The following is a 25533-nucleotide window of genomic DNA, read 5'->3' as shown; positions in this document are numbered from 1 at the left end:
GCGGCATCCCGAGCGTTGGTCCGGGAAGACTCGTAACTGGAATCCAATACCAACGGTGCGGCTGAATCCGCAGCTGAAGGACGAAATGAAAAAAGCTGCATAGTCACCTCGTCCGACAACTATCTTGACACGCGCCGTTCCTGCAATCGCTTAATAAACAAACTCCAGTAATATTCTGCAGCCCCTTGTTGTGACAGGGCTTCATCGCGACGATTATTAAACATCTGCATACCTAATGGTTTAAGTTGAAGAGTGAACCCATCATCTACAACACTAAGTGATTCGTTTAAACTGTTCATCGGGGCATCACCAGAATGCGAGAAGGCTATTCCAGCGGACCCAAAAGTAGCCGCCCCATAATAAACTGAGCATTCAGCGACTCGTTCACCACTATCATAAATAAACGCAGCAAAACTTGTTTCACTCAATCGTTTGAACCTACTCTTAATTTGTGAGTTTCTTTCAGAAAGTTCCTGCAGTGATCCTTCAAAATAGCGTGCTATGTATTCGTAGGTATTTTCTAAAAATTCATCCCGTTCGTGATCATCGAATTTTCTTTTAATTCTTAAATTGCTCGAACGAGCTTTTGGAAAGATTTTAGGTTGGAGTCTCACACCATAATCTTCAAAGTTTTTGGTTGATTGAGGCGTTGGGATTATTTTAGAGGCTTCGCGAACATCTTTAGCAACAATGGCGAAGGCTTCGTGCTGGTTGGCGAACATTGAAACAGCTTTTCCATCTGTCGGCGTAGCTCTTAAATGGCCAAATGGAGCTGAATGCCAATCGCAAGGATGCAAAATAACGGGAATAATTACTGCGCTTTTATCTTCATGTTTCTCTATCGCGCGTGTCATCTCTTTTTCATAGCAATAGTCCGAAGCGAGAAAATGAGCACTGACTAGTAGGAGTATAATCTGGGATGATTCTAACTCGGAGCTAATTTTTTCGTCAAAATCATTGCCAGCAATGATACGACGATCATGCCATGAAGAGATAACTCCTTGCCGTTTCAATAGGGCAAGATGGGTTTCTAATTCATTTCGTAGATCTTCGTCTTTATGGGAATAAGAAAAAAACAGCTTTGCCATTATATTTTTTCCTTTTGAATTAATCACAAATTTTTTAGCTGCTTCAGAAAAGCGACTAAGTTCCCTCCAGTAAAATTTGTTTCATTTAATCCCCGTTGATTCCAAAGATTGAACACATTCTTTTCGCGAGGTCGTGGAGGTCTGCCGCCGCCTCCGCTGGAACTGCACGTTGGAGTCGATAAAATCATATCCAAGTCGCCTTCTTTAACGATTACTCTTACACAAACCGATAAGCCATCCGCCCGGCGCTGATTAATTTGCTGATTTATCCAACTTTCGTCTGCATCGCCGATTTCCCTTTCAGATTCACCAATTCTGATAGTAATCATGATAGACTCCTTATGCCCAACGTATTGCTCACCAGTGAGGGCCGCTTTGTTGACCCGAATCTGGTGCAGCAAGTTGTTAAGTCTCTTCTCCAATACAGTAACTTACGATACTTTCGGCATGGATTGCTGTTGTATTTAAAAAAGGAATTCCGAATTCGTCTTGATTAAGTGTAAATCGTCAAAAACAAAACCCAGAACCTACATAATCCGGGCTTTGGTTTCTCAGGTTTCCGTTCCTCCTAAACAGAGGCTATATGTACTGAGTGGAACCGCTGCCCTGCGCCCCTTTTTGGCGATAGGTGTCTGCTCAACTGAATAGCCCGGCGTTCTACCTCTATGGAACGACAGCGGTATATTCCCGGAACCGTCAAACTTTGGGAGTCCCCCGGCACAGCCGGGGGTTTACCCTGGATTAATTAAAGGCAATTCAGTACAATCGAGGATTACGGCATCAATAGAATGCCTGTCGATCATTTTCTTTATTATGGACAGTAACTCTGCCCTGGTTGAATCTTTTATAATTCCCAATTCGATTTCAGAAAATAACCTATGATGGATAAGCGCTTGGTCTTCTTTCTCAGGTACGATGACTGCCATTTCGTTGCTTCCAAATGGGCGTTGGGTGTCAAATCTTGCATAGTGAATAAATATGGTTGAAAAGCGGTCAGGTCCGCTGTTGACCGCTATTTGGTCATGAAGGGCCTGAAATAATGGATTCAGAAATTCATTGTATTTGGGTAAATGGCTGTGTTTTGCCATGATCAGACTCCGAAGTCAGATGCCGGGTTTTGACAAAGAATATCCCAACTCGGGATTAGCATCGTTCTGTTTGTAAGGTTGTGAAAGGGAAATCTTCGGATCTAGGCTGAAGGTTTTTGCTCCCGACAGGAAAAAGTACCTGTCAGGAGCGGGGTATGGGATATTTGAGAGGATGGTTCATAAGCTGAAAGCTGAAAGCGCAAAGGCGAAAGGTTAAAGCTCAAAGCTGAAAGGTCAAAGCTGAAAGCCAGGACACTCGGTTGATAGCTGATGGATTAAATATTGGCCATCTTATTGCGAAATGAGCATAAGTCAAGAAAAATCATGTCTCGGTAGGGGGCATGCATTCACCTGAAGTCGAGGGGCTTTTAAAGCGCTTCGTAGTCAGATTCTTACAGTTCCCGTGTTTTCGGGATCTCACTCAACAATTTTCGGCCGCCTTATTCTCAGCTTTCCGGGAGTTGCTACACCGATACACCCTGTCAAACGCTCCAACATGCCCGATTTCAAAACTTCCTGAACCAGTTGTTTCATCTGTGGAATTCCTTCGCTCTCGGGTCTTAGGAGGAGTATGCCATAGTGGGTTCCTGGCGGGTATCGCCGAATATCTGCAAAGCTTTGTCCGTATCTTCTCAATAAACCGGGGTGAATACTTTCTCCACAGACTTCCTGGATTCCGGCCTTTGCCGGAATGACGGGGGGGTGGGTTGTTTTGTCATTCTTACGAAGGCCGGAATCCAGACCGGTTACCCCCAGTTATTGAGATGTTACCTTTGTCCGAACTAAGACAACGAAATACCGCCTTTTTCACAGAGAAATACAGGAATGCCCCTATGGCCGCCCGGCACCCGTTTTTATACAAGAAGATCAGGAACCGCATGATATGAAGGACGGGGAGGAAACAGTAGAGAAAGGAATCCATCCGTGTCCATGACACTGATCGCCGATCTCCTTTTGCATCCTCGAAAGGCAGGAATCAATCGATAAAGAAACGGTGCTGAAAAAACGTGAAAGTCTGAAGCCCGTCGCGGGGGCCGACCGTTATGCGAGGCGAAGATTCGGTTTCAAAGAAGAGTTACTCCTGGTGATTCTGCCTACCCTGACCGTTCTTGCCGTGCTTTTTTTTGTGGAGATCCTGAACAGACAGCGCCTCCTTTTTTCTTCCCTTGCATCGAGTTCATTTCTGATCTATCTCGACCCGATGCACGGCACGAATGCCGTTCGCTCGCTGGTGCTTTCGCATCTGTGCGCAGCATTACTGGGACTGCTGATGTATCAAATACTGGGTCCGGGATATATATCCGGAGGGGTGGCGATGGTTGCCGCTATCCTGCTCATGATTCTCCTCGATGCGGTACACCCTCCGGCGGTGAGCACATCTCTCATCTTTGCATTCCGGGTGGCGGACGAGAGCAACTTGATCCTTTTTGCCCTGGCCCTCGGTGTGACCGCAGCGCTTGTCCTGATTGAACGTTCCACCATGTGGCTGCTGGCACGGCATTCGAAATAACCCACCCCCCGATCGTAGAAGACAGCAGTTGATTTAGAGGACATCCTCTGATCCAAGGATGTGGGGGGCGGATGAACAAACGGAACCGGGTCCGGGCCGCCGCATTACCGCATGTAAACTCCTTCAGACCCTGTCCACAAGCCTGTTCAGGAACATGTCCACCACGGACGTACTGCGTGGTTCCTCCGCCGGTAGGTTTCCCGTCCCGCGTATATAAGCATTCCTCCAGGGTCATGGGAGAGCTGGATGTATTGATCCAGGCCATCAAAGAAGTCTGCAGCCACGGTCTCCCCGGATTTGATCTCCACCGGAATTCGGCGGGTCCCGAGATCAATGAGAAGGTCCACTTCGAGACCCCGATGATCGCGCCAAAAATAGAGAGGCGGTCTTTCCCCGTTGTGGAGAAAGACCTTCTGAACCTCATTTATAGCGAAATTCTCAAAAATAGCGCCTCGCAACGGGTGGTTACGTAGATCCTCAGCTTTCCGAATCCCCAATACATGGCACAAAAGTCCGGTATCCACGAAATAGAGTTTGGGACTCTTGATGAGCCGTTTAGAGAAGTTCTGATGATGCGGCGGGAGCTGGTAAAGGATATAGCTGGCCCGAAGGATGGAAAGCCATCTCCTGGCCGTGACATGGGTGACTCCGGCATCCGCGCCCAGAGAAGACGCGTTCAGAAGGGAACCCACCCGACCTGCACACAGACCCACAAACCGGGTGAAGGCATCCATGTCGCCGATTCCCGCCACATGGTGAACATCCCGCTCCACATAGGTCCGAACATAACCGTCCAGCCACACGGCGGCATCCAGGTCTTGGTCATGAATGCGCGGGAAGAATCCCCTGAACAGGGTTTCGTATAAAGCAAGCCCTGGGTAATCGAGGACGTGATGCCCGGGCTCAATAAAGGTATCCGGGGTGAGGGCCTCCCGGCTGCACAGCTCGGCAAGGGAAAAGGGGAGCAATTCCAAAATCGCGACCCTGCCGGCAAGGGACTGGCTGATCTTCTCTGACAGGAGAAAGTGCTGGGAACCGGTAAGGACGAGGGGGCCTCCGCGGGATTCGTCTACAAAGCCCTGGAGATAAGAGAAGAGGTCCGGCGTCCTCTGGATTTCGTCCAGTATGGCTCCTCTTCCTTCCAGCCGACGGAGGAATCCCCTTGGGTCTTCAACAGCCTCTTCCCGGTTTTGCATATCCTCCAACGAAATATAATGAAATTGGGGGAACGTGGCCCGGGCCAGGGTTGTTTTTCCAGACTGCCGGGGTCCGGTGACAAAGACCACAGGAAAAGGGCCGGCGAGTTGTTTTAATCGCTTTGAGAGGGTTCTAAAGATCATGGATTACAGATACCATGGAATCGGGATTCGTGTCAAATTGAAAGTTCCGATTTCAAATTGTCCAAAACCTTAAAATGTCGGTCAAAAAACGCGCCCTTTCCGGTTGACCGGATGCTCATTTGACCACCCAGGCCACTAATCATCTTAGAAATAGAATGCCGGCTGAATAAACCACGCTATCTAATGCGGATGCCCTAAACCAAAAACGCCTTGTGCTGTGCTGTCATTCCGGCATGCCCTTAGCCGGAATCCCCTCCTGCGTATTTCTGGATTCCGGCCAAAACCGTGCCGGAATGACGGAAGGGTAATTGTGCAAGGCATTTTGTCGGAAATCTTGTCCGGGGCCGAGAGATGGAAGTCCTTTGTGATGTCGGGCGCCGGGCACCCGGTGACTTCTTGAAAGGTAGAAAAAACTGGAGGAACGCAAGGCGGATCACCGGTTACGATTCTCCTTTGACCGAAGGCCGGGTTTGTGCTAAAATGCACAAAGTCGGCATAACTCAACCACAGGAGCGGAGAGACACATGAGTTCGGAAAGCCCCTTGAAAGACAAGGTTGTCCTGTTGGTGGATGACGAGCCCGATATCCTCGAAACCGTCGCAGAGGAACTGGATATGTGCATTACGCACAAGGCGACGGATTACGAACGGGCCCGCCAGTATCTCCAGAGCTACACCTATGACATCGTGGTCCTGGATATCATGGGCGTCAACGGATTCGATCTATTGAAGATCTCCGTGGCCAAAGGATTTCCCACCGTGATGCTCACGGCCCACGCCTTGAGTCCGGAAACCATCAAGAAGTCCATCAAATTGGGCGCCCTTTTTCTCCTTCCCAAGGAAAAGGTCTCGGAACTGAAATCGTTTCTCGAAGAGGTGGTCGTGTCAGGGGGCCAGTCCGGATGGCGGCGGCTCTTCCACAAACCCGGAGATTTTTTTGACCATCACTTCGGACCCGACTGGAAAGAAAAAGATCAATTCCTCAAGGAATTCATAGCGGAAATGAAGAGCTGAGGGGAAACGGGCGATGTCTTTCCGTCGTTCCGGTTGACAACCTTGGCAATGATAGGATCCAACCGTCTCCCAATGATCCCAACGCTCTGATATGGGATATCCGAGCGACCGCACTAAACCGGGCCGGTCCTGTTTCGATCGGCCCTTTTTATGTCCTCTTCTGTCGCGAGGAAGATGCAGGGCTTGCCCGAGAGAGGATTTTTGTCGACAAAAACGACTGTTTCATATACGTCTTCGATGGTCCTGTAGGTCACCACCTCTTCGGGTGTCCCGATCTTATGAATGGATCCCTTATTGAGAAGGAGCAATCTGGAGGAATACTCGCTGGCGAGGTTCAGGTCATGGAGTACCATAACGACCGTCAGTCCTAATTCCTGATTCAACCGTTTTACAAGTTCAAGGATACGCACCTGATGGGTGATATCCAGGTGGGCGGTCGGTTCATCCAGCAGCAGCAACGTCGGTTCCTGCGTCAAGGCCCTCGCTATGGAGGCCAGCTGCCTCTCCCCCCCGCTGAGTTCGCACATCCGTGTCTCTTTCAATTTGAGCGCGCCCGTTAACTCCATATATTCTTGTGTGATCGCATCATCATCACCCGTTTCAAGGAACTGGTATTTCCGGTAATGGGGGATTCTTCCAAGGAGCACATACTCTTGCACGGTCATGGACGTCGACTCCAGGGTTTGCGAGACCACGGCGATCTTCTGCGCAATCTCCTTATGACGCATCCTGTCTATATTTTGGCCCTCGATGAAGATTTTCCCCCGATCGGGTTTCAAGACCCGCGAGATCACCCGGAGCAAGGTTGTTTTTCCGCACCCGTTCGGCCCGATGATCCCCAGAAGCTCGCCGGGGGATACCATGAAGGTGATATCACGGAGGATGAGGTCCTTTCCATATCCGCAGGAAAGGTTCTCCACCTTAAGGAGCGCATCATTCACAAGGTAACCTGCTTTTTACTCAGGGCATACACAAAAACCCCGCCCCCGATGATCCCGGTAATGACACCCACCGGAAGCTCGAAGGGGTCGATGACAATACGCGCGATGGTATCGCAAAGGATCAGAAACGATGCCCCTGCCAGGAACACGGTGACGAGAAGGATACGATGGTCCGGCCCCGTAAACATGCGCATGAAATGGGGGATAATGAGGCCTACGAATCCTATAATGCCTGCGACGGACACGCTTAAACCCGTAAGCACCGATGCGATGATAAACAAGAACCGTTTTGTCTTCTCCACATCGATGCCCAGATGGATCGCCTCTTCTTCCCCAAGCGCAAGGGCATTCAGGTCCAGGCAGAAAAAATACGACACGATGAGCCCCGCAAGCGCGCCGACGACAGCGACTTTTATGAGAAGCATGTTGGGTTCGTCAAGAGACCCCATAATCCAGAACACGATGTTGTGAAGGTCCTCCTCGCTGCGGGACACCGCCATGATGAGCATCACCAGGGAGGAAGAGATAAAACTGATCATCACGCCTGTCAGCAACATGCCCTGGGTCTTCAACACCCCCGTTCTCATGCTGATGCGGTAAACAAAGATAATAACCAGTATGGCGCCCAAAAAGCCGGAGAGGGGAAACGCAATGACCCCTATGGCGTCATACCACCTAAATACAATATTCATGCATACGCCCAGTGAAGCGCCGCCGGATATCCCCAGGGTGTACGGCTCCACAAGGGGGTTCCTGAAAACCCCCTGCAATATGGCCCCGGCAAGGCTTAATGAACCTCCCACGGCAAACCCCAAGATGATCCTGGGCAGACGAATGTCAAACAGGATGCTGTATTCCCCTGACCCTTTTCCTTCCAGCATGATGTGAAGCATTCTTTTTATGGGTATCCCTGCGGCGCCCAAACAAAGGGAAATAATGCAAATGCCGCACAACAAGGCGCCGACAATTGAGAGAAGCATCAGCCATCGACCCATCTTCTTATCCATCATTTCACATCACCATGGCCAAGATCAGGATGTATCAGCCCTGCGATCTCTCTTAAGGCCTCCACAAATGTGACGGGAGTGGGGCTGCAAAGCTTGTCCGGATCGACAACGTATACGTTTTGGTTCTTTACCGCGGCAATAGAGGGATAGGTCATCCACCTTTCTTTCTCTCGTTTTCCGGCTTCACCTTCGCTGGAACCCATTGTGGCGACAATGATCACTTCCGGGTTTACGCTCAGGACCTTTTCCCTGCTGTAGGTCCCCCTCCCCTCATTCAGGGCGACATTTATCCCTCCGCCGAATTCGATGTAATCGTTTAAAAACGATTTATTTGTCACCGCATGAAGCGGCTTGATACCCAGCTGCATAAAGACCGTTTTCTTGGGCAAGTCCTCCAGTTTCATGCGGATCGCTGCCACCCTTTTCCTGGCATTCTGGACGACCTCTTCTGCGGTTTTCCTCTGTCCAAGGATTTCTCCCAATTCAATAAACTGCCGGCACATTTGCTCAAAGCTTTTGGGGTAAGAGAATTGAACCACGCGTATTCCCAGGGCCTTTAGTTTTGTCAATTGTTTTTGCCTCGCCAGGTTGCTGGCAATCACCAGGTCGGGCTTGAGGCTGATGATCTTTTCCAGGTTGGCCTGGAGGAGGGTGCCGATTTTTTCCTTGTATTTGGCATCCTCGGGCTCCACGCAGTAGATGGTGTTTGCAACCAGTCTGTCTCCGGCGCCCAGCAGATAGATCCTTTCAGTGATGGTCTGCCCCAGCGAAATTACTCTTTGAGGGATGGGCCGGGAAGTATCCCCACTGTGATCCTGATCCGCCAGCAGCGTGCAGGGGGTTGAGAATACAAACACTGCGGCAATGAAAATTTCCTGAATCAAACGAATGCATTGAACACGTTTCATGGCACCTGTCCCTTCATCCGGATCTCCCTATCCGGTCCCATAGCGGACGATTTCGGCAAGGGTCCGGGGAACCCGGAATCCCCCACAACAAGGCCCCTTGAGCCCCTTTGGGAGCGCCTCTGCCGGCGTCGCTGCGGACGCCTGCCATACACCAGGTCGAAAATCTTCACAGGCGTGCCAGGATCCCTTCCACATCACAGTGGGATTCAAAATGATCGGCAAGCCTGTCATACTGGTGAAACCGGGCCAGCCTCCCCGGCCCGGGGGATCTTTCTTTCAGGGCTTTGGCCCGCCTGATTTGATTGAGGAAGTCCCCCCTGAATCCCGGTGAATCCAGGATGCCGTGGACATAGGTCCCGGCAATATGCCCGTCATTCAAGGTCCATCCGTCTTCCCAGACCCGGCGTTTTCCAGGTTCGTGTATCCGCAACAAGGGCCCCCCGGTCTTTTTCAGGATTCGGGTTCTCCCCATGTGGATCTCATAGCCGCCGACCCTTTTCCCGGTAGTCAAAGAGGTTCCGGTCACCTTTCTCACCACCTTTTCCCCTTCAAGGAGGGTTTCCACGGGAAGGATACCGAGGCCCCGGATCACCTTCAGGTCCGATTCCACGCCAAAGGGATCCCTTACGGCCTCACCCAAGAGCTGATATCCCCCGCAGATCCCCAAGACCCGCCCTCCGCCCTCTACAAATCTCTTGATTTCCCTTTTCCACCCGGATCGGGCCAGCCAGGCCGCGTCTTCCATGGTATTCTTGGTCCCCGGAAGGATGAGGCAGTCATATTCCGGGGAGAGGTCCTGGGGTCTGAAAAGGTAATTGACGATGACATCCTTTTCTCTTTCAAGCCCTTCCATATCGGTGAAATTGGAGATGGCACGCAGCTTGAGTACGGCGATATTCACCGTCTTGGGGCCTATCGGTTTTAGGGTGCGCCGATCCTCCTGGACCGCCACCGAGTCTTCGGGATCGATGAGGATATCGTTATAAAACGGGATCAGGCCGAATCCCGGTTTACCCGTCTTCTCCTCGATGTATCGCATCCCCGAAAGGAAAAGCCTCGGGTCTCCCCGGAATTTGTTGATGAGGAATCCGATGGTGATCTCCCGCTCCTTCCGGCTCATCAGATGAAAGCTCCCGATGATCTGTGCAAAGACCCCTCCCCTGTCGATATCCCCTATCAAGACGCAGGGCGCCTTTGCCTCACGGGCCATTGAAAAATTTACCAGGTCATTCTGCTTCAGGTTCATCTCGCAGCAGCTTCCCGCCCCTTCCATCACGATCAAATCATACTCCCGGGAAAGGGTGCGGTAGGATTCCATGACCACGTGTCTCAGCCTCGGTTTTAACTCATAATAATTCAGGGCCTCCATGGTTCCAAAGACCTTCCCCTGAAGGATCACCTGGGAACCCATATGGGAAGACGGTTTGAGAAGGATCGGATTCATGTGGACCGAAGGAAGGAGGCCGGCGGCCTCGGCCTGGACCACCTGCGCACGGCCGATCTCCCCCCCCTCTATGGTGACAAAGGAGTTGTTGGACATATTCTGGGCCTTGAAAGGGGCGACCTTGAAGCCCCGTCTCCTGGCGATCCGACAGAAGGCCGCGGCGACGATGGATTTTCCCACGTCGCTCCCGGTCCCCAAAAACATGATGGCCTTGGCCATTTGCCCCTCGCTTTCCCGAAGATCTCATGACCCGTTTTCCGCAGCACCGAAGTCCGGTTCGCGCGGATTTTTTCGGCGTCGATTTCAAAAAGTCAAAGGGAACGCTGTTCGATCAATCCCTTCAGGGTGCTCAATATTCCGCCATCCTCCTCCGCCACGCCCTTTGCCCCGTGCTCCCTGCTCCATGCTCCCTGCTCCCTGCTCCCTGCTCCCTGCTCCATGCTCCCTACCCGTATCTGCGGCAATACGCCACAAGATTGGTTGCGGCCTTTGGATTGGATCCCCAGTGGAGGTGCACATACGACCCCAGGACCCTGTTCTTAACAAAGCCCTCCTTACCCGTTGAATCGGCCTTGTGACCCCTCATCTCATAGATACATTCAACATCCATACCTTTCTCTTCGATCATGGAATAGTGGAACTCATGGCCCCTTGCCGTGGTTCCTGCCGGTCCCAGGATCCCCTCCTGCCGGGTGACGATCTCACGATATCCGAGGGCCTTGATCCCACGCGCCATGGTTGCCCTCATGGGAAAGATGCCCGCCATGGGAAAGGATCGTCCCTCCAGGTCCCGGATCTCTTTCATCAGAAACATGAACCCGCCGCACTCCGCATATATCGGTCTTCCGCTCAACCCGAAGGCGCTTATCTCTTGCATGAGCCCCCTGTTCTGTGAAAGGGTTTCACAGTGGAGTTCGGGATACCCGCCCCCCAGGATCAGGCCTTTGATGTTGCCGGGCAGATGGCTTGCGCGTAATGGGGAAAAGGTGACCAGTTCCGCGCCAGCCTCCCGAAGGAGACGCAGGTTCTCGGGATAGTAAAAGGAGAATGCCTCGTCCCTTGCAATGGCGATACGTACCAGAGGATCTCCCGTCATCCCTCCCGCCCTTACGGTGTCCGCCGTCACAGGGACCTTGGGCAGGGCCTCCAGCAGGGAGTTCATGTCCAGGCCGGTTTCAATCCAGCGGGCCAGGATGTCTTCATGGTCGTCATCCGGCGTGAAATCCTCATCCGTGACAAGCCCCAGATGTCGGGAAGGCATCCCGATCGCCTCATTGCGCGGCAGGCACCCGAACATTGACAGACCCGGGACGACGCTTATGGCATCAACCAGCATTTTGGCGTGGGCCTCGCTCCCCACCCGGTTGAAGATGATGCCTCTCAAAGGGAGGTCCGCATCAAATCTGCAGAACCCGAGCGCGACGGCCGCGGCCGATCGCGCCATGGATCGGGCATCGATCACCAGTATGACCGGGAGATCCAGCCACTTGGCCATCTGGGCGGTTGAACCTGACTCATCCGTGCCCGAGAGCCCGTCGAACAGACCCATAACGCCTTCCGCCACCGCCACGTCCGCACCTCGGCAATGGCGATCAAAGATATCCCGGTTCTCTGCACGGCCCATGATCCACCCGTCCAGGTTATGGGAATCCCTCCCCGTAATCCGGCGGTGATGGCCCGGATCGATGAAGTCCGGGCCAACCTTAAAGGGCTGCACCCTCAATCCCCTTTTGACAAGTGCCGCCATAATTCCCAGGGCAACCGTCGTCTTTCCGCTGCCGCTGTGGGTACCTGCAATGACGAAGGCCGGAATCTTTCGGTTTGACATCATGGCAAGTTACGGCCTCCATTCGTGTTGTCACCTTCCGGCCAGGGATAACCAGAAGGATTTACGGCAATGGTTTCGCCCCGATGTCTGTCTCTCCCCAAGAACATGACGGCCGTTATCCGCACGGGCAAGTATCCCCGATTCATCTCTCGATTCCAATCCTTGCCTTAACACCCTTGCTATAGTAGTGCTTGATCTCTCTCATCTCGGTCACCAGATCCGCTGCTTCCATGATGCGCGGGTCCGCCTTCCTGCCGGTAATCACCAGTTCGACATGCGTTGGCCTTGCCCGGATGACTTCCAGCAGCTCCTCTACGGAAAAGAGATCATAATGGGTGGCGATATTGGCCTCATCCAGAATGACAAGATCATACATTCCGGAACCCACGATCTCCCGGACCTCTTTCAGGCCCTGCCGGGCTGCCTTAAAATCCTCTTTGTCCGGGTCTCTGTTGACGAAAAAGCCCAACCCGTATTGTTTCAGCATGATGGAATCCGCCAGCCTCTCCACCGCCTTAAGCTCGCTATACCTCATCCCCTTGACAAACTGCGCAATATAGACCTTAAGCCCGGCGCCGGCAGCGCGCAGAGCAAGCCCAAAGGCCGCGGTTGTTTTTCCCTTGCCATTGCCGGTATACACCTCCACAGTTCCTATCATCTCGGGCTCCTCGATTCGTGGCGCCTTTTAGAATCCGATTTCATATCCGACCTTGAACATGCGATCCATCCCATAATATAGATAGTTACTGGTTGCAGTGGAAGACAAATCGCCCGAAACCTGGACTTCGGAATTGAAGATATTGCTCACGCTCGCCGTGACATAGCCTTTCCATACCTTGAATTTTCCAAAAAAATCCAGTGTAAACGTATTGTCGAGATTTTTTTCCCGGCTGGTCACGAGATCGGCGATCAATTGGAGGGTCAGGTCATCCGTCAGGTAGTAGAGGCCCAGGCTGGTATTGAATTTGGGCCCGGTTTGATACTCCTGGCCCTTGGGATCATTGGCCGTCGGGTCGGCCCAGTAACCGGCCGTATAGAACGAGATGTCGCTCAAAAAAGCATCATAATTCACAAAAGGCGAAATGTCTATCTGCCACTCAATGCCCTTGGACTCATAATCGCCGGCATTAAAATAGGTGAGGGGATATCCCTTGGATCGGTCCACCTCGATTTTGTCTGAGTAATCCATATAGAAACCGGCCAAACGAATTTGGGTGAAAGCGGTATTCAGTTTGATGCCCGTCTCATACGTCCACCCCTTTTCAGGTTTGAGATCGGGATTTCCCTTCAAGAAGTTGCTGGCGTTGTAAAGGTTGGTAAACGTAGGGGCACGGAAGGCCTTTCCCACGTTGGCAAAAAGATTCAGATTTTCGGTGGTCTTGAAAGCCACGCCGAATGTGGGTAAAAAAATGTTGTAATTCTCCCCGTCGGCATCCGCATTAATGAACTGCTCCCTGGCGCCCACGGACAGCGACAGGCGGTCAAAGAACTCCCTCTTGAGCTGTGCGAATACGGCATAATCGTCCCGGTGGTGTTTTCCATACTGGTTGTTGTAGTCTGCGGCACGATGGGTGTAATCGCCGCCGATAGTGATCTCCGTAAACAGGAGTTCATACCGAAAGTCCCCTTCCAGGCCGTAGTTGTAATTTGAGTTCCGATCCTTCGGTTCTTCCGGGTCCGTATATTCATCCCTGTTAATCCTGGAATAGCTCCCAAAGGCCTTAACCTTAAAGACATCCGTCTCATACCTGATATCCGCGAACTGATCGTAATTTTCTTGATCCGTCCCATCCATGGGTTTGCCCGAGTCGAAGATCTTTTTGAAGCCCGTCTTATAATAGGATCCCAGATAGTCGATGTGAAAGTCCTCAAAGGGGGTGATGTCCAGATTCAGGTTGTACTTGTGGGTGCCCTCCGTATCATAGCGGTATTTTTGCGTAAAACTGCGCGAAATTTCCGTGATCCCCTCCAGGTGCTGATAATTGAACCCGGCATTGATGAAAGGGCCTTGAAAACCGACCGCGCCGTTCACATACTGGTAATTGCCCGCTTCCACTGCGGCCCGGGTGGAGGTCGCCGCAGGATTCTTTTTGGTGATAATATTGATAACGCCCGACATGGCATCCGCCCCATAGAGCGTAGAAGCGGCCCCTCTCAAGACCTCAACCCTTTCGATCATCTCGATGGGGATGGCGCTCAGGTCGTATCCCTGCCCCGCGGCCCCCTGGATAGGAGAGCCGTTGATTAAGACCAGCTCACCGTTTTCTATCCCTCTGATGGACAGGGTGCTGTTCATACCGCCATGGCTGATGCCCAAGGGGCCCATAGCTTTATACGCAAACGAGCCCTTTCTTCGGAGTGCATCCACCAGATTGTCCGCGCCTGTCTCCTTTAGTTCTTCGGCGGTGTAGACCGATACGAATCGAGAAGATTCCTTTTCCTTTACCGCAAAGGGTTCCGCGGTAACGGTGATCGTCTCGAGGGTTTCCAGTTCCGTCTCCCCTGCGTTTGCAGTGCCCCACGCCAGTGCCACACCCAATGTCACGGCCATCCTTAAAAGATCCCTCTTCAGTGTCTTGCCAATCATTTTCTCCTTACCCTCCCTTCTTTCACCCAGCAGTCCTGTCCGAATCGGTTGGTGTCTTCGATAGAGGAAAAGCAGAAGGCCGTGCCCAAAAAAAGCCGGAGATGGAAATTTCGCGCATGGGGTACCCTCACATTTGTCGCCAAGTTATACCCATTATCACTTGTGCGGAAATTCCCTGTCACGGATGTACCCGCGAGCTGCAAAAAAGCCGTGGCACGCCTTTCTTTCATCCGCAATCTCATCACCCGCGTGTCGGGGTGCGATACAGCCCGCCACTTAAAAAGATGTCGATCATAAAGCCTCTATCAAAATTGACATGAACGGCAGATTCCGGATGGGCAAGGATTTACCGCTCCTTGTTCGTGACGCCCGCTTCTTCAAAGGTGAGCATCTCTCGAAAAATTCTTACTGCACCCTCCATTATCCCCATGGCAAGCGCCCCACCTGTGCCCTCCCCAAGACGCATCCCCAGGTCCAGGATAGGTTCGATCCCCAAATGTCTCAGCATAGCCATATGGCCGGGCTCCTCGGAGCGGTGGCCGGCGAAGACATAGTCTACCACGGCCGGACAAATGGCGTGGGCCACTAAGGCCCCGGCCGCTGAAATAAGGCCATCGAGCAGTACTGGACGACTGTGGTAGGCCCCGGCCAACACACACCCTGCGATCCCACCAATCTCGAAACCCCCGATCTTGGATAAAACATCCACGCCGTCCTCGGGATCCGGCTGGTTCACATGAATACCCCGGCGAATAACGTCAGCTTTCTTCAGAAGTCCTTCATCATCCACACCCGTCCCCCGGCCGACCATCTCCTCAATGCCCATGCCTGTGATCACAGTACCGATAGCCGATGAAGCGGTTGTGTTGCCGATTCCCATATCTCCTGTGCCCAATAGATCCACACCTTTCTCAAATAGGTCAGTGGCAAGTTCGAAACCTGTTAAAATCGCCTTTTCAGCATCAATGCGCGTCATGGCTGGACCTTTGGTGAAATTCGATGTTCCTCCGGCCACCTTTCGGATCAACAAGTGATCTCCTCTGTCCAATGAAGCGGGATCCAACACGGGGATAATCCCCATATCAACAACCCAGACCTCTGCGTCCACTTGACGCGCGAGTATATTAATCCCCGCACCGCCCCTGAGAAACGCACGAACCATCTCGCCAGTAATCACCTGCGGATATGCACTCACGCCTTCATCAACCACGCCGTGGTCTGCGGCCAATACCAAAATCGCCTTCCGCTCAATGGAAGGCGCCAAGGTCTTGCAGATCTCACATAACTTCTCGGAGATCTCATGCAGCCTGCCCAGTGCTCTGGTTGGCATTACCAATTGAGACGTCCGCTCCCTGGCCCTCTCGGCCCATTGTCTATCCGTTTGCCCAATTCCTTCTACAATTTCCTTCAATTGCAAATCTCTTGCGGCCATCTTGTTTGTACCTCCTTTGCATTCTATTAGATTTCCTTTAAAAGCGATTCAAGGTGCTCCTTTCCCATTTCCGCGCTCCGGTTCTGGGCTTGAACCCATTCCATCAATTTATCTATCGCACACCCGGAATCGATTATCCGCCGGGCCCTATTTCCACCCTCTTTCAGGTTTTGAACCTCTCCCGCTATATAGCAAATAGGAGCAGTGTTGATGCAAATGGCCTCGTACAGCGCCCCTTTATCCCTTCCGGTCAGGACTTTCAATAACCTCCATGCCTCTTTACGGGGATTATCTCCTCCAGAGATCTCTTCTACAGTCAACCTATGACAAAGCCCAATTTCCTCAGGCAACAGTGTGTGGCTTACGATATCGCCTTCTTGAGAAAGTTCCGCTATGCAGCTTTCGGCAACCGGAGAAATCTCATCCATACCGCCGGCCCCGTTTCCGCTCCGGCCGTGAAATACCATTGCCTTCTTGAAGCCGATTTCTTTCATCGTTTTTATGACCGGAATAATCATCTGCCGGGAATAAACCCCTCTCACATCGCTCCAAAGACCAGGATTATTCATTGCCATGGGTCCAAAAAAAACCCCAAGCGTTAAACGCTTGAGGATTTACCTTCTCCACAAACTCGAACTTGATGGCAGGTCTTCTGACTCTCGGATCGCTCTACCAACCGCGCCTTCCCATCCAGAACTCAGCGCATCGCTAAGAGTTGGACAGTGGCTTGTTGCGGAATTCGTCCCCGAACACAGCGGCGGGTCCATACCGGATTCTCACCGGTTTCCCTATTAAGCCTATTATGAGCACCATCGAGTACTTTTTTTTTGATTAGGCCGAAAAAATAATTTGGTGTCAAGAAAAAAAATGCCAAGCCCCCAAAATGCTGTTTTCAACTTACCTCAGACATCGTAGAATAGCTGCGGCTATTTCTCTTTCATCTTGTACGAGTGAAAAACTTCCCTTCCCCTGAAGGGCCAGCTGGCGGATTTTTTCCTGTTCGGCTGGCGGAAAACCGATGACGCTGAGTTTATCGTACCGGACCGCTGCCGGAAAAGGATCCCCGCCCCTATTCCAATCCCCGTCGGTCAATAGCAACCCGATTTTCCGCTGAAACTTGTTCACGTGCTTCAACCCTTCCTCCAAAGCAATCCGGATATTGGTGTCGCCATAGGATTCCAGGGAGAACAGCCTCTTCAAAACTATTTCCGGACCTGCTCGCTCACCTATTTCCCTCAGGACGAAAACCCCATTGCTGAAAGCGAGAACAGCGTAATCCCTCTTGAAGTGCTGGGCAATGGCCGCTGCAGTAATTCCGGACATGACGATCTTGGTTTGCATGGAGTAACTAAAGTCAAGCATCATTACAAAGGCTTCCCGTTCTCTGTGCCTTACGTACGATACAAGGTTCTCAAAGGCTCCTCGTTCCGGTGCCTCTGCATATCTTTCGAGGCTCAGGTCCAATTCAATTTCGGCGCCATCCATACAGCCCTTGACCAGTTCAAACCTCCCTGACCGGTATCCGGTGTCAGCAATTTGCCTGGCTATTTTGATAATGAGGCGACTGGCAATTTTAACGGCCTGGGCCGCCACATCCTCCCGTAATCTGCCTGCCATCCGTGCAAAGGCTTCCAGTGCGCCGGGGTGTTCAAAAAATAGATCGAGCTCTTCCGGATGCTGGTTAAAATAGGTCGCCATTCGCCAGTAATGGTGAGGGTCGTTGGTTTCAAAGTCCATGGGCACGGCTTCACCAGTGACCTCGTCTAAAAAACAACCGGCTAAGGAGTTGTCATTTTTTGCGGGCGCCTCCCCTTCCTTCCCAGAGTCTTGTCCTATTTCCCGGTTCAGGCACAGATCCACCGCACGATTCGAGCATGTTCAGTGGTGATCCTTGAGGCCGTTCCAGATCTCTTCAACGATGTCATCGGCCGTCTTTTGCGTCATTTCATTCAGCCAGATTTTATTAGACAAGGCCATTCGGGCAGATAGCAGGATATTTTGGTCCGGACAATCCGCAAGTTTCTGCATGCCGGCAAACAGGTCCACCATATCAATGGCAGCCCGGATGGACCCTCCTAATTTGACGTCCGGATGATCCCTCGTCGCACGAACCATTCCCACTGCAAACGCAATCGTATCCGGATCCTCCAGACCCGTCCGGACCCGAACGATCTCTCGCTCTTCTTCTTCGCTCTGATACCCCAGTTGAATGAGACAGATACGGTCCATAAAAGCCCTGCTAACCCTCACGGTACCCACATCATCATAAGGATTTTGGGCCGCGATCAAGGTAAAAGGACGAACAGCCCTTACCGCGCCGTACCGTGGAACATACATTTCTCCTTCTTCCATTGGCGAAATAAGGACGTTGGAAACATCTGCCGGCATACGATTGAATTCCTCGATGTAAAGGATACCTCCCTCTTCCATGGCCTTGGTAAGGGGCCCTTTTTCAAAGTACTCCGGTTGATAACCGTCCGACATCACCTTTGCCGGATTGAAATGACCGACCAGTTTGGCCGGTGTGAGGTCCACATTGCCTTCAATAATATATAAAGGGGTATTGGAATCACGGGCGATTTCCCTGAGCAAGGTGGATTTGGATGTGCCTGGCGGCCCCTCCAGTAGAATGTGTTTACCCGCCTCCATGGCAACCAGTATGGATTTGGTTTCCACTTCTCTCCCCACGATTGCGCTTCTGATTTTCTCATAAATCTCAATCATTTTTGATTACCCATAAGGCGTTTTTTATTATAACGCAAGAAACCTGGTCCTCAGGGTCAGGTCAAAGTTCTTTGTCTCTGCCTAAACAAACGCTCTAAGCGTGTGAAGAGAACTAAAGTTTGAAGCGAGTCCCGCCTGGCGGGATTCAGGGTCCATTTGAAGCGGGGACCTCCCGATCAGGAAACCTCCACAAAATCCTTTCCGTCCACACCGCAGAAGGGACACTTATTTGGCGGCTTCCCAAACTCAATATTTCCGCACACAGGACAGATATAATAGGATCCCTCTTCATACCCATCAGGATCGCCGATGGCCTGGCTGATCAACCTGGTGATGACCGGCCCGATAGACATCGCATATTCCAGGCTGTACCTGCCGATAATCGCATCTTCTTTCACCGCTTCCTGAACCATGGAAGGGAGGGCTTTCATATAATCGTAGGATTCTTCTTCCAAGGCCTGCTTGAGGTTTTCCATCGTCTTATCCAGCAGATTGGATGCCCTGAAGTGCGATAAAGCATGGTACATCTTTGACATGGCAATGGCCCTCAAAATTCTCTCTGCCTTTCCATGACCTTCTTTGTCCGCGGCCTCCGCAAAGGCCATATACCGGACATAGGATTCCGATGCACTGGTGAACATTGTCAACAAATTATCGATAGTCTTCGCCATAGCACCCCTCCCTTTCTACCTTGGACATACATTGACCCCTCTGATTTGTATAAAACGGTCTTCGGTTCCTTGAACCATCCGGACTGCGCTCTGATATATCACCCCGTGTTATCAGCAGAACACCATCAGCGAACACACGGTGATAATCACCCCGACCCAGGCAGCGCATTTGAGAAGCCTGCCTGTCTTTCGGATATGCAGGGGCACCGGATCAGGGTTTCCTTGTCCCAGCCAGGGCTTTTCTTTTCTACCCCCCGGATAGATGGTCGGGCCCCCCAGTTGCACGCGAAGGGCCCCCGCCACAAAACTCTCCGCGTGTGCGCTGTTGGGGGAATCATGCTTCAGTCTGTCTCTCAGTGCAGTCCTTATCCCTCCTGACGGGTTTAAGCGGCAAATCCATGCCCCGATAAAGAGAATCACCAGGGACAGGCGGGCGGGGACAAAGTTCATGATGTCGTCGAGCCTTGCCCCGGCCCAGCCGAACTTGAGGAACCGGGCGTCTTTGTAACCCACCATGGAGTCCAGGGTGCTCGTCACTTTAAAGGCGAGCATAAGGCTTATGGCGGTCATGACCGGGGAATATCCAAGAAGATATCCCAGCATTCCGCCGCTGACCCCCCAAAAAAGCGGGGAAAGAAACCCGTCCACAAAATTCTCGGCCAAGGTCTCCATTGCCGCCCTGCAGACCCCCTTTTCATCCAGATATCGGACATCGCGGCCCACCACCATTCCAATCCTTTTTCTGGCTTCTATGAGATCACCGGCCTCCATCGCATGGACCACGCGGTCCGTATGGGTGAAAAGATCCTTGAGCGCAAGGCATGAATAGCCTATGAAAAGATCAAACATGAGCCCGATCACCATATGGATATGGCGGAGCGCAAGACTCGCTGTCAAATAGGCGACAAGAAAAACGGCCTGAACCGTCCCCACCAGGAGGATGCCCCCCCACTTCCCGTCCAGGCCCAGGCGTCGGAATATCTTCGTGAAAAAGAGGATGCAAAGGCCCATCAACCGGATGGGGTGGAGCCGGTAACGGGGATCCCCCAAAAGGAGATCCAGGAGGAATGCAAGGAGGAGGATGACGGCCAATGGAAACATGTTCACAATCCTGGCTGAGACGGCTGAAACGACGCCAGAAGCGAGAGCAACAGATCATTGTCTGCCGGCTTTTTAAGGCCGATGCGAAAGAAGTTATCTTCAAGTCCCGGAAAATTCCTGCAGTCCCGCACGTACGCCCCATGAGAAAGGAGGTGTCGAATCATATCATCCAGGTTTCCTGTTTTCACCCATCGGCACAGGATATAATCGGCTGACGCAGGATACGGGACGATCCCGTCCAGGGATTGGAGACCGCCAAATACCCTGCGGCATTCCTGTTGAACGCTCGTGCGGGTGTCATCCTCATAATCAGGGCATTCTGTTAGCAGGGACGCCACCCGATCCGCGATCCCATTGACCGCCCACGGCTCCTTGGCCTTTTTCAACCGTGATATGACCGGTTCACTTCCTATGACCCCCCCCAGCCTGAGGCCTGCGATGGCAAAGAATTTTGTGAGGGAGTGGAGCACCAGGATATTGGGGAGAGGCGTTTCGGTGAGGAGACTGTTCGTCTTCCAATCAGATAGAAACTGAATGAACGCCTCGTCAACCATAAACCATTTTTGCGGAAACCTGCGGGCCAGTCTTAAGATGACGTCCTTGGGAAAGACATTGCCCGTGGGGTTGTTGGGACGTGCGATCCAGAGGGCATCCACGTGGTTTAAAAGGCCGACCAGTTCATTTTCCGGCGGAAAGGCGAAATCGTCCGCCGGAGAAAGGGGACACCTCACCACCTCGGCGCCGGCCAGGAGTGAGGCCCGCTCATAATCGTGGTAGGACGGCGTGATCACGGCGGCCCGCTTGAAGCCGAGCACCCTGGGCGCATGATAGATCATCTCCGTCGATCCATTCCCCGCCAGAAAGTTGCGTGAGGATACGTTGCAGACCGTTTCATAGTAAAGGGCCACCCCCTCCCCTTCAATGCTGGGATAGTGCTCGACAGCCTCAAACAATTCCTGCCATCTCTCTTGAATCACAGGGGGCGGACCCAGGGGATTGAGATTCACACTGAAGTCCAATACAGGCCGAAGCGGCACGCCCAGCCTGGCCATGTCCCGCTGCGGGGCGCCACCATGCAAATACTGCGATTGTCTTGTCATCATCCCTCCAACGGCAGGTCACAGCCGTTATAAATAGAATCTTTGGTTGTGGCTTTTTATATATCTCACTTCATTTTGAAGTAGAGACCATTAAGCATGCTGTTCAGCGTCATCTCTAAAACGGGCGGCATATCTTCAATAGCCACAAGATCGACCATATGGTCTATGTTCCGGCCGGCGATCTTTTCCGCTATGCTTTTGCACAATGCTTCATGGGTGTCCAGGCCGGTGATCAGCCCCCTTTGATAGTCATCGCTCATGGCGAATGACGATTCCACGAAAGCGGCGTATTCGGGCTGGAGGAGTATTCCTTCCAGGCCCCCTGACAGGTCTCCCCTCTCAACACCGCATTCACAGGCATCCACTGAAATCAATTCAGAGATACTGATTCCCCTCTCCTTCAGACGCCAGAAGACATTTCGGGGTGCCGTGATGCTGTTCTGTCTGTAAACAGCCTTTTTTACAGCGGCATACACCGTCCCGGCAATCAACTCTCCCAGCTTTGAGTGCCCGCCCGCATTGTCCGTCAGGCGGCCCGTCCCCTGGGCAACGATCAGATTATCCGTCCCCGTGCCCGTGGCCTGGTTCACCAGGGGGGTGTAACGGCTCCTGATATCCAGATCCTGCAGCGCAGCGGTTTTCCCCTCGGTAGCGCTGATAACGGCCCTTGTCATGGCGCGCGACGTGAGTTTCACATTGGGCAGGAGGATGATATTGATCGTTCCCGGTTCATAGAAGCGCCCTTCATCCTTGGACATTCTCATGGCGTTCGACCTGATGCCGGCCGTTACCAGGGCATAGACCGCCATCTCCCTGAAACTTTGCCGTTCTATCACCAGATGGTCCATGTCCACGCCGGTGAAGAGAAAACTGGCGTTTTCTCCGGATTTGCCGATGACCTGATATACCCGATCCCTTTCCCCCTCCAGGCCGGACTCATGGCTGATGGCCCAGCAGGGGGGAGGGGAATAATGATTGCCGATGGAGGCGATGCCGTTGCGCTCCCCTTCCAGTGTGGAGAGAACGGCCATGGGCGCTTTGAAATCGATGATCAGGGTCTTGTTTTCAAAGTCATGAATGGTGCTGCGCCATACCCGGGCATCCTCAACGTAATCAAGGGCCAGGTCAAGTTTGCGGGATTCGGACAGCTTCTCCTCTAAAATCTGATTCTCTTTAACGGCAAATGCATCCGTATAGATCGTGGATGAAAGCCATGAAACGAACTCCCCTGCCCTGGTGGACGCCCTGCAGGTCAGATCGCAGGGAAAGTAGAATATCTTTCCATGAGTTACCGCCTCCACATCCTTCCATCCAACGCGGTTGAGAAACCTTTTGGCGGTTTCCCTGTCCCCTCCACACCCATAGATGACCTGCGGGTTGAAATTCATCCACTCCTCTTTGGTGATCGTCACAATGTTCCCGTTTTTCCCCAGTTCAGGAGGGATACCGCCGGCGGCCCTGATCATCTCATTCTGAAAAGAGTCGTCTCCGGGCGTCATCACCCGGTCTTGCCCCATGAGCCGGATGACCCGCCTTCGGTTTGCCGCAGGGATATGGGCGACTTTACGGGCAACGACTTGAAACGGGGCCTTGATCCTCCGGTTAAGTCGACGGGCCTCCTCTGTTCTATTGAATATCCTCCCCAGGAGTTCGATGTTCCGGAAGATGTCATCCACGCTCTTGGCATCCAGATTGACCAGCGTGCACCCCGCCCTATGACGAAACCGTTCTCTTACCCTTTCATGGAGTGACGACAGAAAAATCAAATCCGGCTGTATCGCCTCGATAGCGCCGAGAGACGGCGAAAAAAAGCCCCCCACGACCGGTTTCCCTGCTGCTTCGGGGGGATAGGTGCTGTAATAGGTGATCCCTTGAACCGCATCTCCGGCACCAATCCTGAAAATTATCTCGGTGATGCCCGGCACAAGAGAGACCACCCGTAAAGGCGGCTTTCCAAATGTCACAGTGGTCCCGGATGCATCAACGAATTCCTCTGAAAAGGCCAGCGATGCGGAAGGCCCCACCATGGACCCGATGAAGATGGCCAACAGAAGCAGGACTTTGGCCGTATTGAAAACCATTTCTTTTTTCATTCACTTCCCCGTTTCAATACCAGGTTAAACAAAGTGCGATGGAGACATGGACAGCCCGCTGACAAAATACACTATCAGGGCGCATAAGCAACCTTAAAAAATGACGGTCCGGCCCCAACGAAGGCCAATTGACGGTGAGCCCTTTCACGCGCACCTGGGTAACGTTGCCCGACATGTCCCTGATGTGGATTTCACCGACAGCGCCACCATAATCCCCATAAGTCCGCCAGTCAATGCCCGGTTCATTGGCCAGGAGTTCCCCAGGGGTCTTTACCGGAGACTCGTGGATCTGCAATTCGTCAACCCCAATCCCCTCGTTCGGAACATCTTTCCGTTTCTCAGGGATCTTTGTGGTCGGCACCACCACCTCATCAAGCGTTTCCACCGTCTCCTTGCGCTTTTGCCCATTCTCGGCCAGACGGATCCCCGGCATAATAGACAAGGCGATCAGCCCTGACAAAGGTGCGCTCCTTTTCATGATCCCTCACTTATCTTTCCAGCCACAGAGGCGAAACCCGCGGTCAGTCGGTTGGAAAATCAAACAGACGATTATCCCGATCCGTATTTTGTTTGTCCTCCCCTCTCTGCCGTGGTTCAATGCCTCCGGCCCGGGGCAAAAAAAATCCCCGAACCGAAATGAATCGATCCCGGGATTTACCTTTTTTATCCTCAAGATCATATAGTTACCCTCAGTCCGCTCCCTGATAATTCTTTGTCCCAGCGAGCAGACATTTTCCCCGGGCCGCACAAAGCATCAGACAAAGCACCCTTATTGTGTTTCCTCCACTCCCTCACGAGCCGTATAAATCAATTTTTCGTACAAGATTTCCAGGCTGGTTGTGCTCTTCTCGATTGCCAAGGCAGCATATACAACCTTCGAATTGAAGTAGTTGTAAGGAAAGACAGCGAGTATCGCGATGCCGAGACCTGTGGCTGTAGTGATGAGTGCCTGAGCTATCCCTGCGGTTACCAATTGGGGGTGTTCAATCCCGCTTTGCCCCAAGAGCTCAAAAGACGTGATAATACCGATCACCGTGCCGAAAATGCCCAGCAGAGGAGATACGGTAATCAAAGTGTCGAGCACCTTGAGATATTGACGCATTCTCTTGATTTCGTCGGCAGAGGCTGTTTCCATGGCCTTCGTCATAGAGAACTCTCGATGCAGAATTCCGCTTATCAGAATTTTGATAACGTAATCCTTAGATCCACCTGCCCTTGTTCTCACCGCCTCCCAATCCCCGACGCGGCATAGCTCAAGGACCTCGTCTACAAGGGGTTGATTACAGCGAAAACCCTCCCTTGCCCAAAAAAGAAACCTCTCTATGGTGACCGTGAGGGAGATGATTGAACATGCAAGGAGGGGGTACATCACGGGACCGCCCTTCAAAAGTACCTCGATCATAATGGCTTCCTGCGATAGTGAGATGCGTCATTGATTCTACATGGGCAACAATGCATTTTGGGAAGACCAAGAGACTGTCCTGAATTGAGAATGCTGCCTGGCATTAGAACTGTGGGACCTATTCTCGATAACCCATCGAGATGCGCTATCCATTACCATCAAAATAGACTTTTAGAAGGCTTCTCCAGTTTTCCCTTGACAGCAACCCGGTATACTGATCAGATGAAGAGTACTGTTTGTCGTAAAAGGAATGCGA

The 25533-nt window shown here is 52.2% G+C and carries 23 protein-coding genes and 1 riboswitch; of the genes, 2 read left to right on the top strand and 21 right to left on the bottom strand.

Translation table 11 applies throughout. From position 1 onward, the window contains the following. Nucleotides 1-119: 119 nt before the first annotated feature. The 3 genes from K9N21_11670 to K9N21_11660 form a co-directional block, all read right to left on the bottom strand. Nucleotides 120-1088 (bottom strand): toll/interleukin-1 receptor domain-containing protein, encoded by a 969-nt coding sequence (locus tag K9N21_11670; protein MCF8144567.1) that lies wholly within the window; start codon nt 1086-1088, stop codon nt 120-122. A 23-nt stretch (nt 1089-1111) separates the two neighbouring features. Next, nucleotides 1112-1417, bottom strand: coding sequence for a hypothetical protein (locus K9N21_11665; protein MCF8144566.1), 306 nt, complete (start codon nt 1415-1417; stop codon nt 1112-1114). Between the two features lie 402 nt (nt 1418-1819). Next, nucleotides 1820-2176, bottom strand: a complete 357-nt coding sequence (locus K9N21_11660; protein ID MCF8144565.1) for a hypothetical protein — start codon at nt 2174-2176, stop codon at nt 1820-1822. Nucleotides 2177-3170: 994 nt separating this feature from the next. Between K9N21_11660 and K9N21_11655 the strand changes: the two genes are divergently transcribed. After that, entirely contained in the window at nt 3171-3686 is a 516-nt protein-coding gene (locus K9N21_11655) for an HPP family protein (GenBank protein ID MCF8144564.1), read from the top strand. Between the two features lie 146 nt (nt 3687-3832). Here K9N21_11655 and K9N21_11650 read toward each other — a convergent pair whose 3' ends face one another. Then, nucleotides 3833-5026 (bottom strand): ATP-binding protein, encoded by a 1194-nt coding sequence (locus tag K9N21_11650; protein ID MCF8144563.1) that lies wholly within the window; start codon nt 5024-5026, stop codon nt 3833-3835. Nucleotides 5027-5550: 524 nt separating this feature from the next. Here K9N21_11650 and K9N21_11645 point away from each other — a divergent pair. Beyond that, a complete protein-coding gene (locus tag K9N21_11645) occupies nt 5551-6039 on the top strand; it encodes a response regulator (GenBank protein ID MCF8144562.1) in 489 nt (162 codons plus the stop codon). Nucleotides 6040-6152: 113 nt separating this feature from the next. Here K9N21_11645 and K9N21_11640 read toward each other — a convergent pair whose 3' ends face one another. From K9N21_11640 to K9N21_11560, 17 genes are all read right to left on the bottom strand, one after another. Next, complete coding sequence (locus K9N21_11640; protein MCF8144561.1) at nt 6153-6902, bottom strand: ABC transporter ATP-binding protein; 750 nt, start codon at nt 6900-6902, stop codon at nt 6153-6155. A gap of 74 nt (nt 6903-6976) precedes the next feature. Further along, the gene (locus K9N21_11635) at nt 6977-7990 is read right to left on the bottom strand and encodes an iron ABC transporter permease (GenBank protein ID MCF8144560.1); all 1014 of its coding nucleotides are present in this window, start codon (nt 7988-7990) and stop codon (nt 6977-6979) included. Continuing rightward, nucleotides 7987-8895: an ABC transporter substrate-binding protein gene (locus K9N21_11630; GenBank protein ID MCF8144559.1), complete on the bottom strand. Its 909-nt coding sequence runs from the start codon at nt 8893-8895 to the stop codon at nt 7987-7989. The genes K9N21_11635 and K9N21_11630 overlap by 4 nt, the downstream gene beginning before the upstream one ends. A 166-nt stretch (nt 8896-9061) precedes the next feature. Beyond that, nucleotides 9062-10558, bottom strand: a complete 1497-nt coding sequence (locus K9N21_11625; protein MCF8144558.1) for a cobyric acid synthase — start codon at nt 10556-10558, stop codon at nt 9062-9064. A gap of 226 nt (nt 10559-10784) precedes the next feature. Continuing rightward, entirely contained in the window at nt 10785-12170 is a 1386-nt protein-coding gene (locus K9N21_11620; GenBank protein ID MCF8144557.1) for a cobyrinate a,c-diamide synthase, read from the bottom strand. Between the two features lie 139 nt (nt 12171-12309). Continuing rightward, entirely contained in the window at nt 12310-12825 is a 516-nt protein-coding gene (cobO, locus tag K9N21_11615; GenBank protein MCF8144556.1) for a cob(I)yrinic acid a,c-diamide adenosyltransferase, read from the bottom strand. Between the two features lie 27 nt (nt 12826-12852). Continuing rightward, nucleotides 12853-14754 (bottom strand): TonB-dependent receptor, encoded by a 1902-nt coding sequence (locus K9N21_11610; GenBank protein ID MCF8144555.1) that lies wholly within the window; start codon nt 14752-14754, stop codon nt 12853-12855. 346 nt (nt 14755-15100) lie between these two features. Beyond that, on the bottom strand, nt 15101-16186 hold the full coding sequence (cobT, locus tag K9N21_11605; protein ID MCF8144554.1) for a nicotinate-nucleotide--dimethylbenzimidazole phosphoribosyltransferase: 1086 nt from the start codon (nt 16184-16186) through the stop codon (nt 15101-15103). 26 nt (nt 16187-16212) lie between these two features. Then, on the bottom strand, nt 16213-16755 hold the full coding sequence (locus K9N21_11600) for a hypothetical protein (GenBank protein ID MCF8144553.1): 543 nt from the start codon (nt 16753-16755) through the stop codon (nt 16213-16215). Between the two features lie 55 nt (nt 16756-16810). Further along, nucleotides 16811-17015, bottom strand: a riboswitch (cobalamin riboswitch). A gap of 68 nt (nt 17016-17083) precedes the next feature. After that, entirely contained in the window at nt 17084-17923 is an 840-nt protein-coding gene (locus K9N21_11595; GenBank protein ID MCF8144552.1) for a VWA domain-containing protein, read from the bottom strand. Nucleotides 17924-18064: 141 nt separating this feature from the next. Then, nucleotides 18065-18910 carry a MoxR family ATPase gene (locus tag K9N21_11590; GenBank protein MCF8144551.1) on the bottom strand — a complete coding sequence of 282 codons (846 nt, stop codon included), beginning with the start codon at nt 18908-18910 and terminating at the stop codon, nt 18065-18067. Nucleotides 18911-19086: 176 nt separating this feature from the next. Next, entirely contained in the window at nt 19087-19581 is a 495-nt protein-coding gene (locus tag K9N21_11585; GenBank protein ID MCF8144550.1) for a rubrerythrin family protein, read from the bottom strand. 111 nt (nt 19582-19692) lie between these two features. Next, nucleotides 19693-20682, bottom strand: coding sequence for an adenosylcobinamide-phosphate synthase CbiB (cbiB, locus tag K9N21_11580; GenBank protein MCF8144549.1), 990 nt, complete (start codon nt 20680-20682; stop codon nt 19693-19695). Between the two features lie 2 nt (nt 20683-20684). Beyond that, nucleotides 20685-21785: a pyridoxal phosphate-dependent class II aminotransferase gene (locus K9N21_11575; protein MCF8144548.1), complete on the bottom strand. Its 1101-nt coding sequence runs from the start codon at nt 21783-21785 to the stop codon at nt 20685-20687. Between the two features lie 62 nt (nt 21786-21847). Next, complete coding sequence (locus tag K9N21_11570) at nt 21848-23875, bottom strand: adenosylcobinamide amidohydrolase (protein ID MCF8144547.1); 2028 nt, start codon at nt 23873-23875, stop codon at nt 21848-21850. A 13-nt stretch (nt 23876-23888) separates the two neighbouring features. Continuing rightward, nucleotides 23889-24353 (bottom strand): hypothetical protein, encoded by a 465-nt coding sequence (locus K9N21_11565; GenBank protein ID MCF8144546.1) that lies wholly within the window; start codon nt 24351-24353, stop codon nt 23889-23891. Between the two features lie 291 nt (nt 24354-24644). Further along, nucleotides 24645-25277 (bottom strand): MotA/TolQ/ExbB proton channel family protein, encoded by a 633-nt coding sequence (locus tag K9N21_11560; GenBank protein ID MCF8144545.1) that lies wholly within the window; start codon nt 25275-25277, stop codon nt 24645-24647. Between the last annotated feature and the right edge of the window lie 256 nt (nt 25278-25533).

It is taken from the genome of Deltaproteobacteria bacterium (assembly GCA_021737785.1).
In the GTDB taxonomy this organism is placed as follows: domain Bacteria; phylum Desulfobacterota; class DSM-4660; order Desulfatiglandales; family Desulfatiglandaceae; genus AUK324.
Note: the sequence above shows the minus strand (reverse complement) of the source record. Positions and strands in the feature narration are given on the sequence as shown.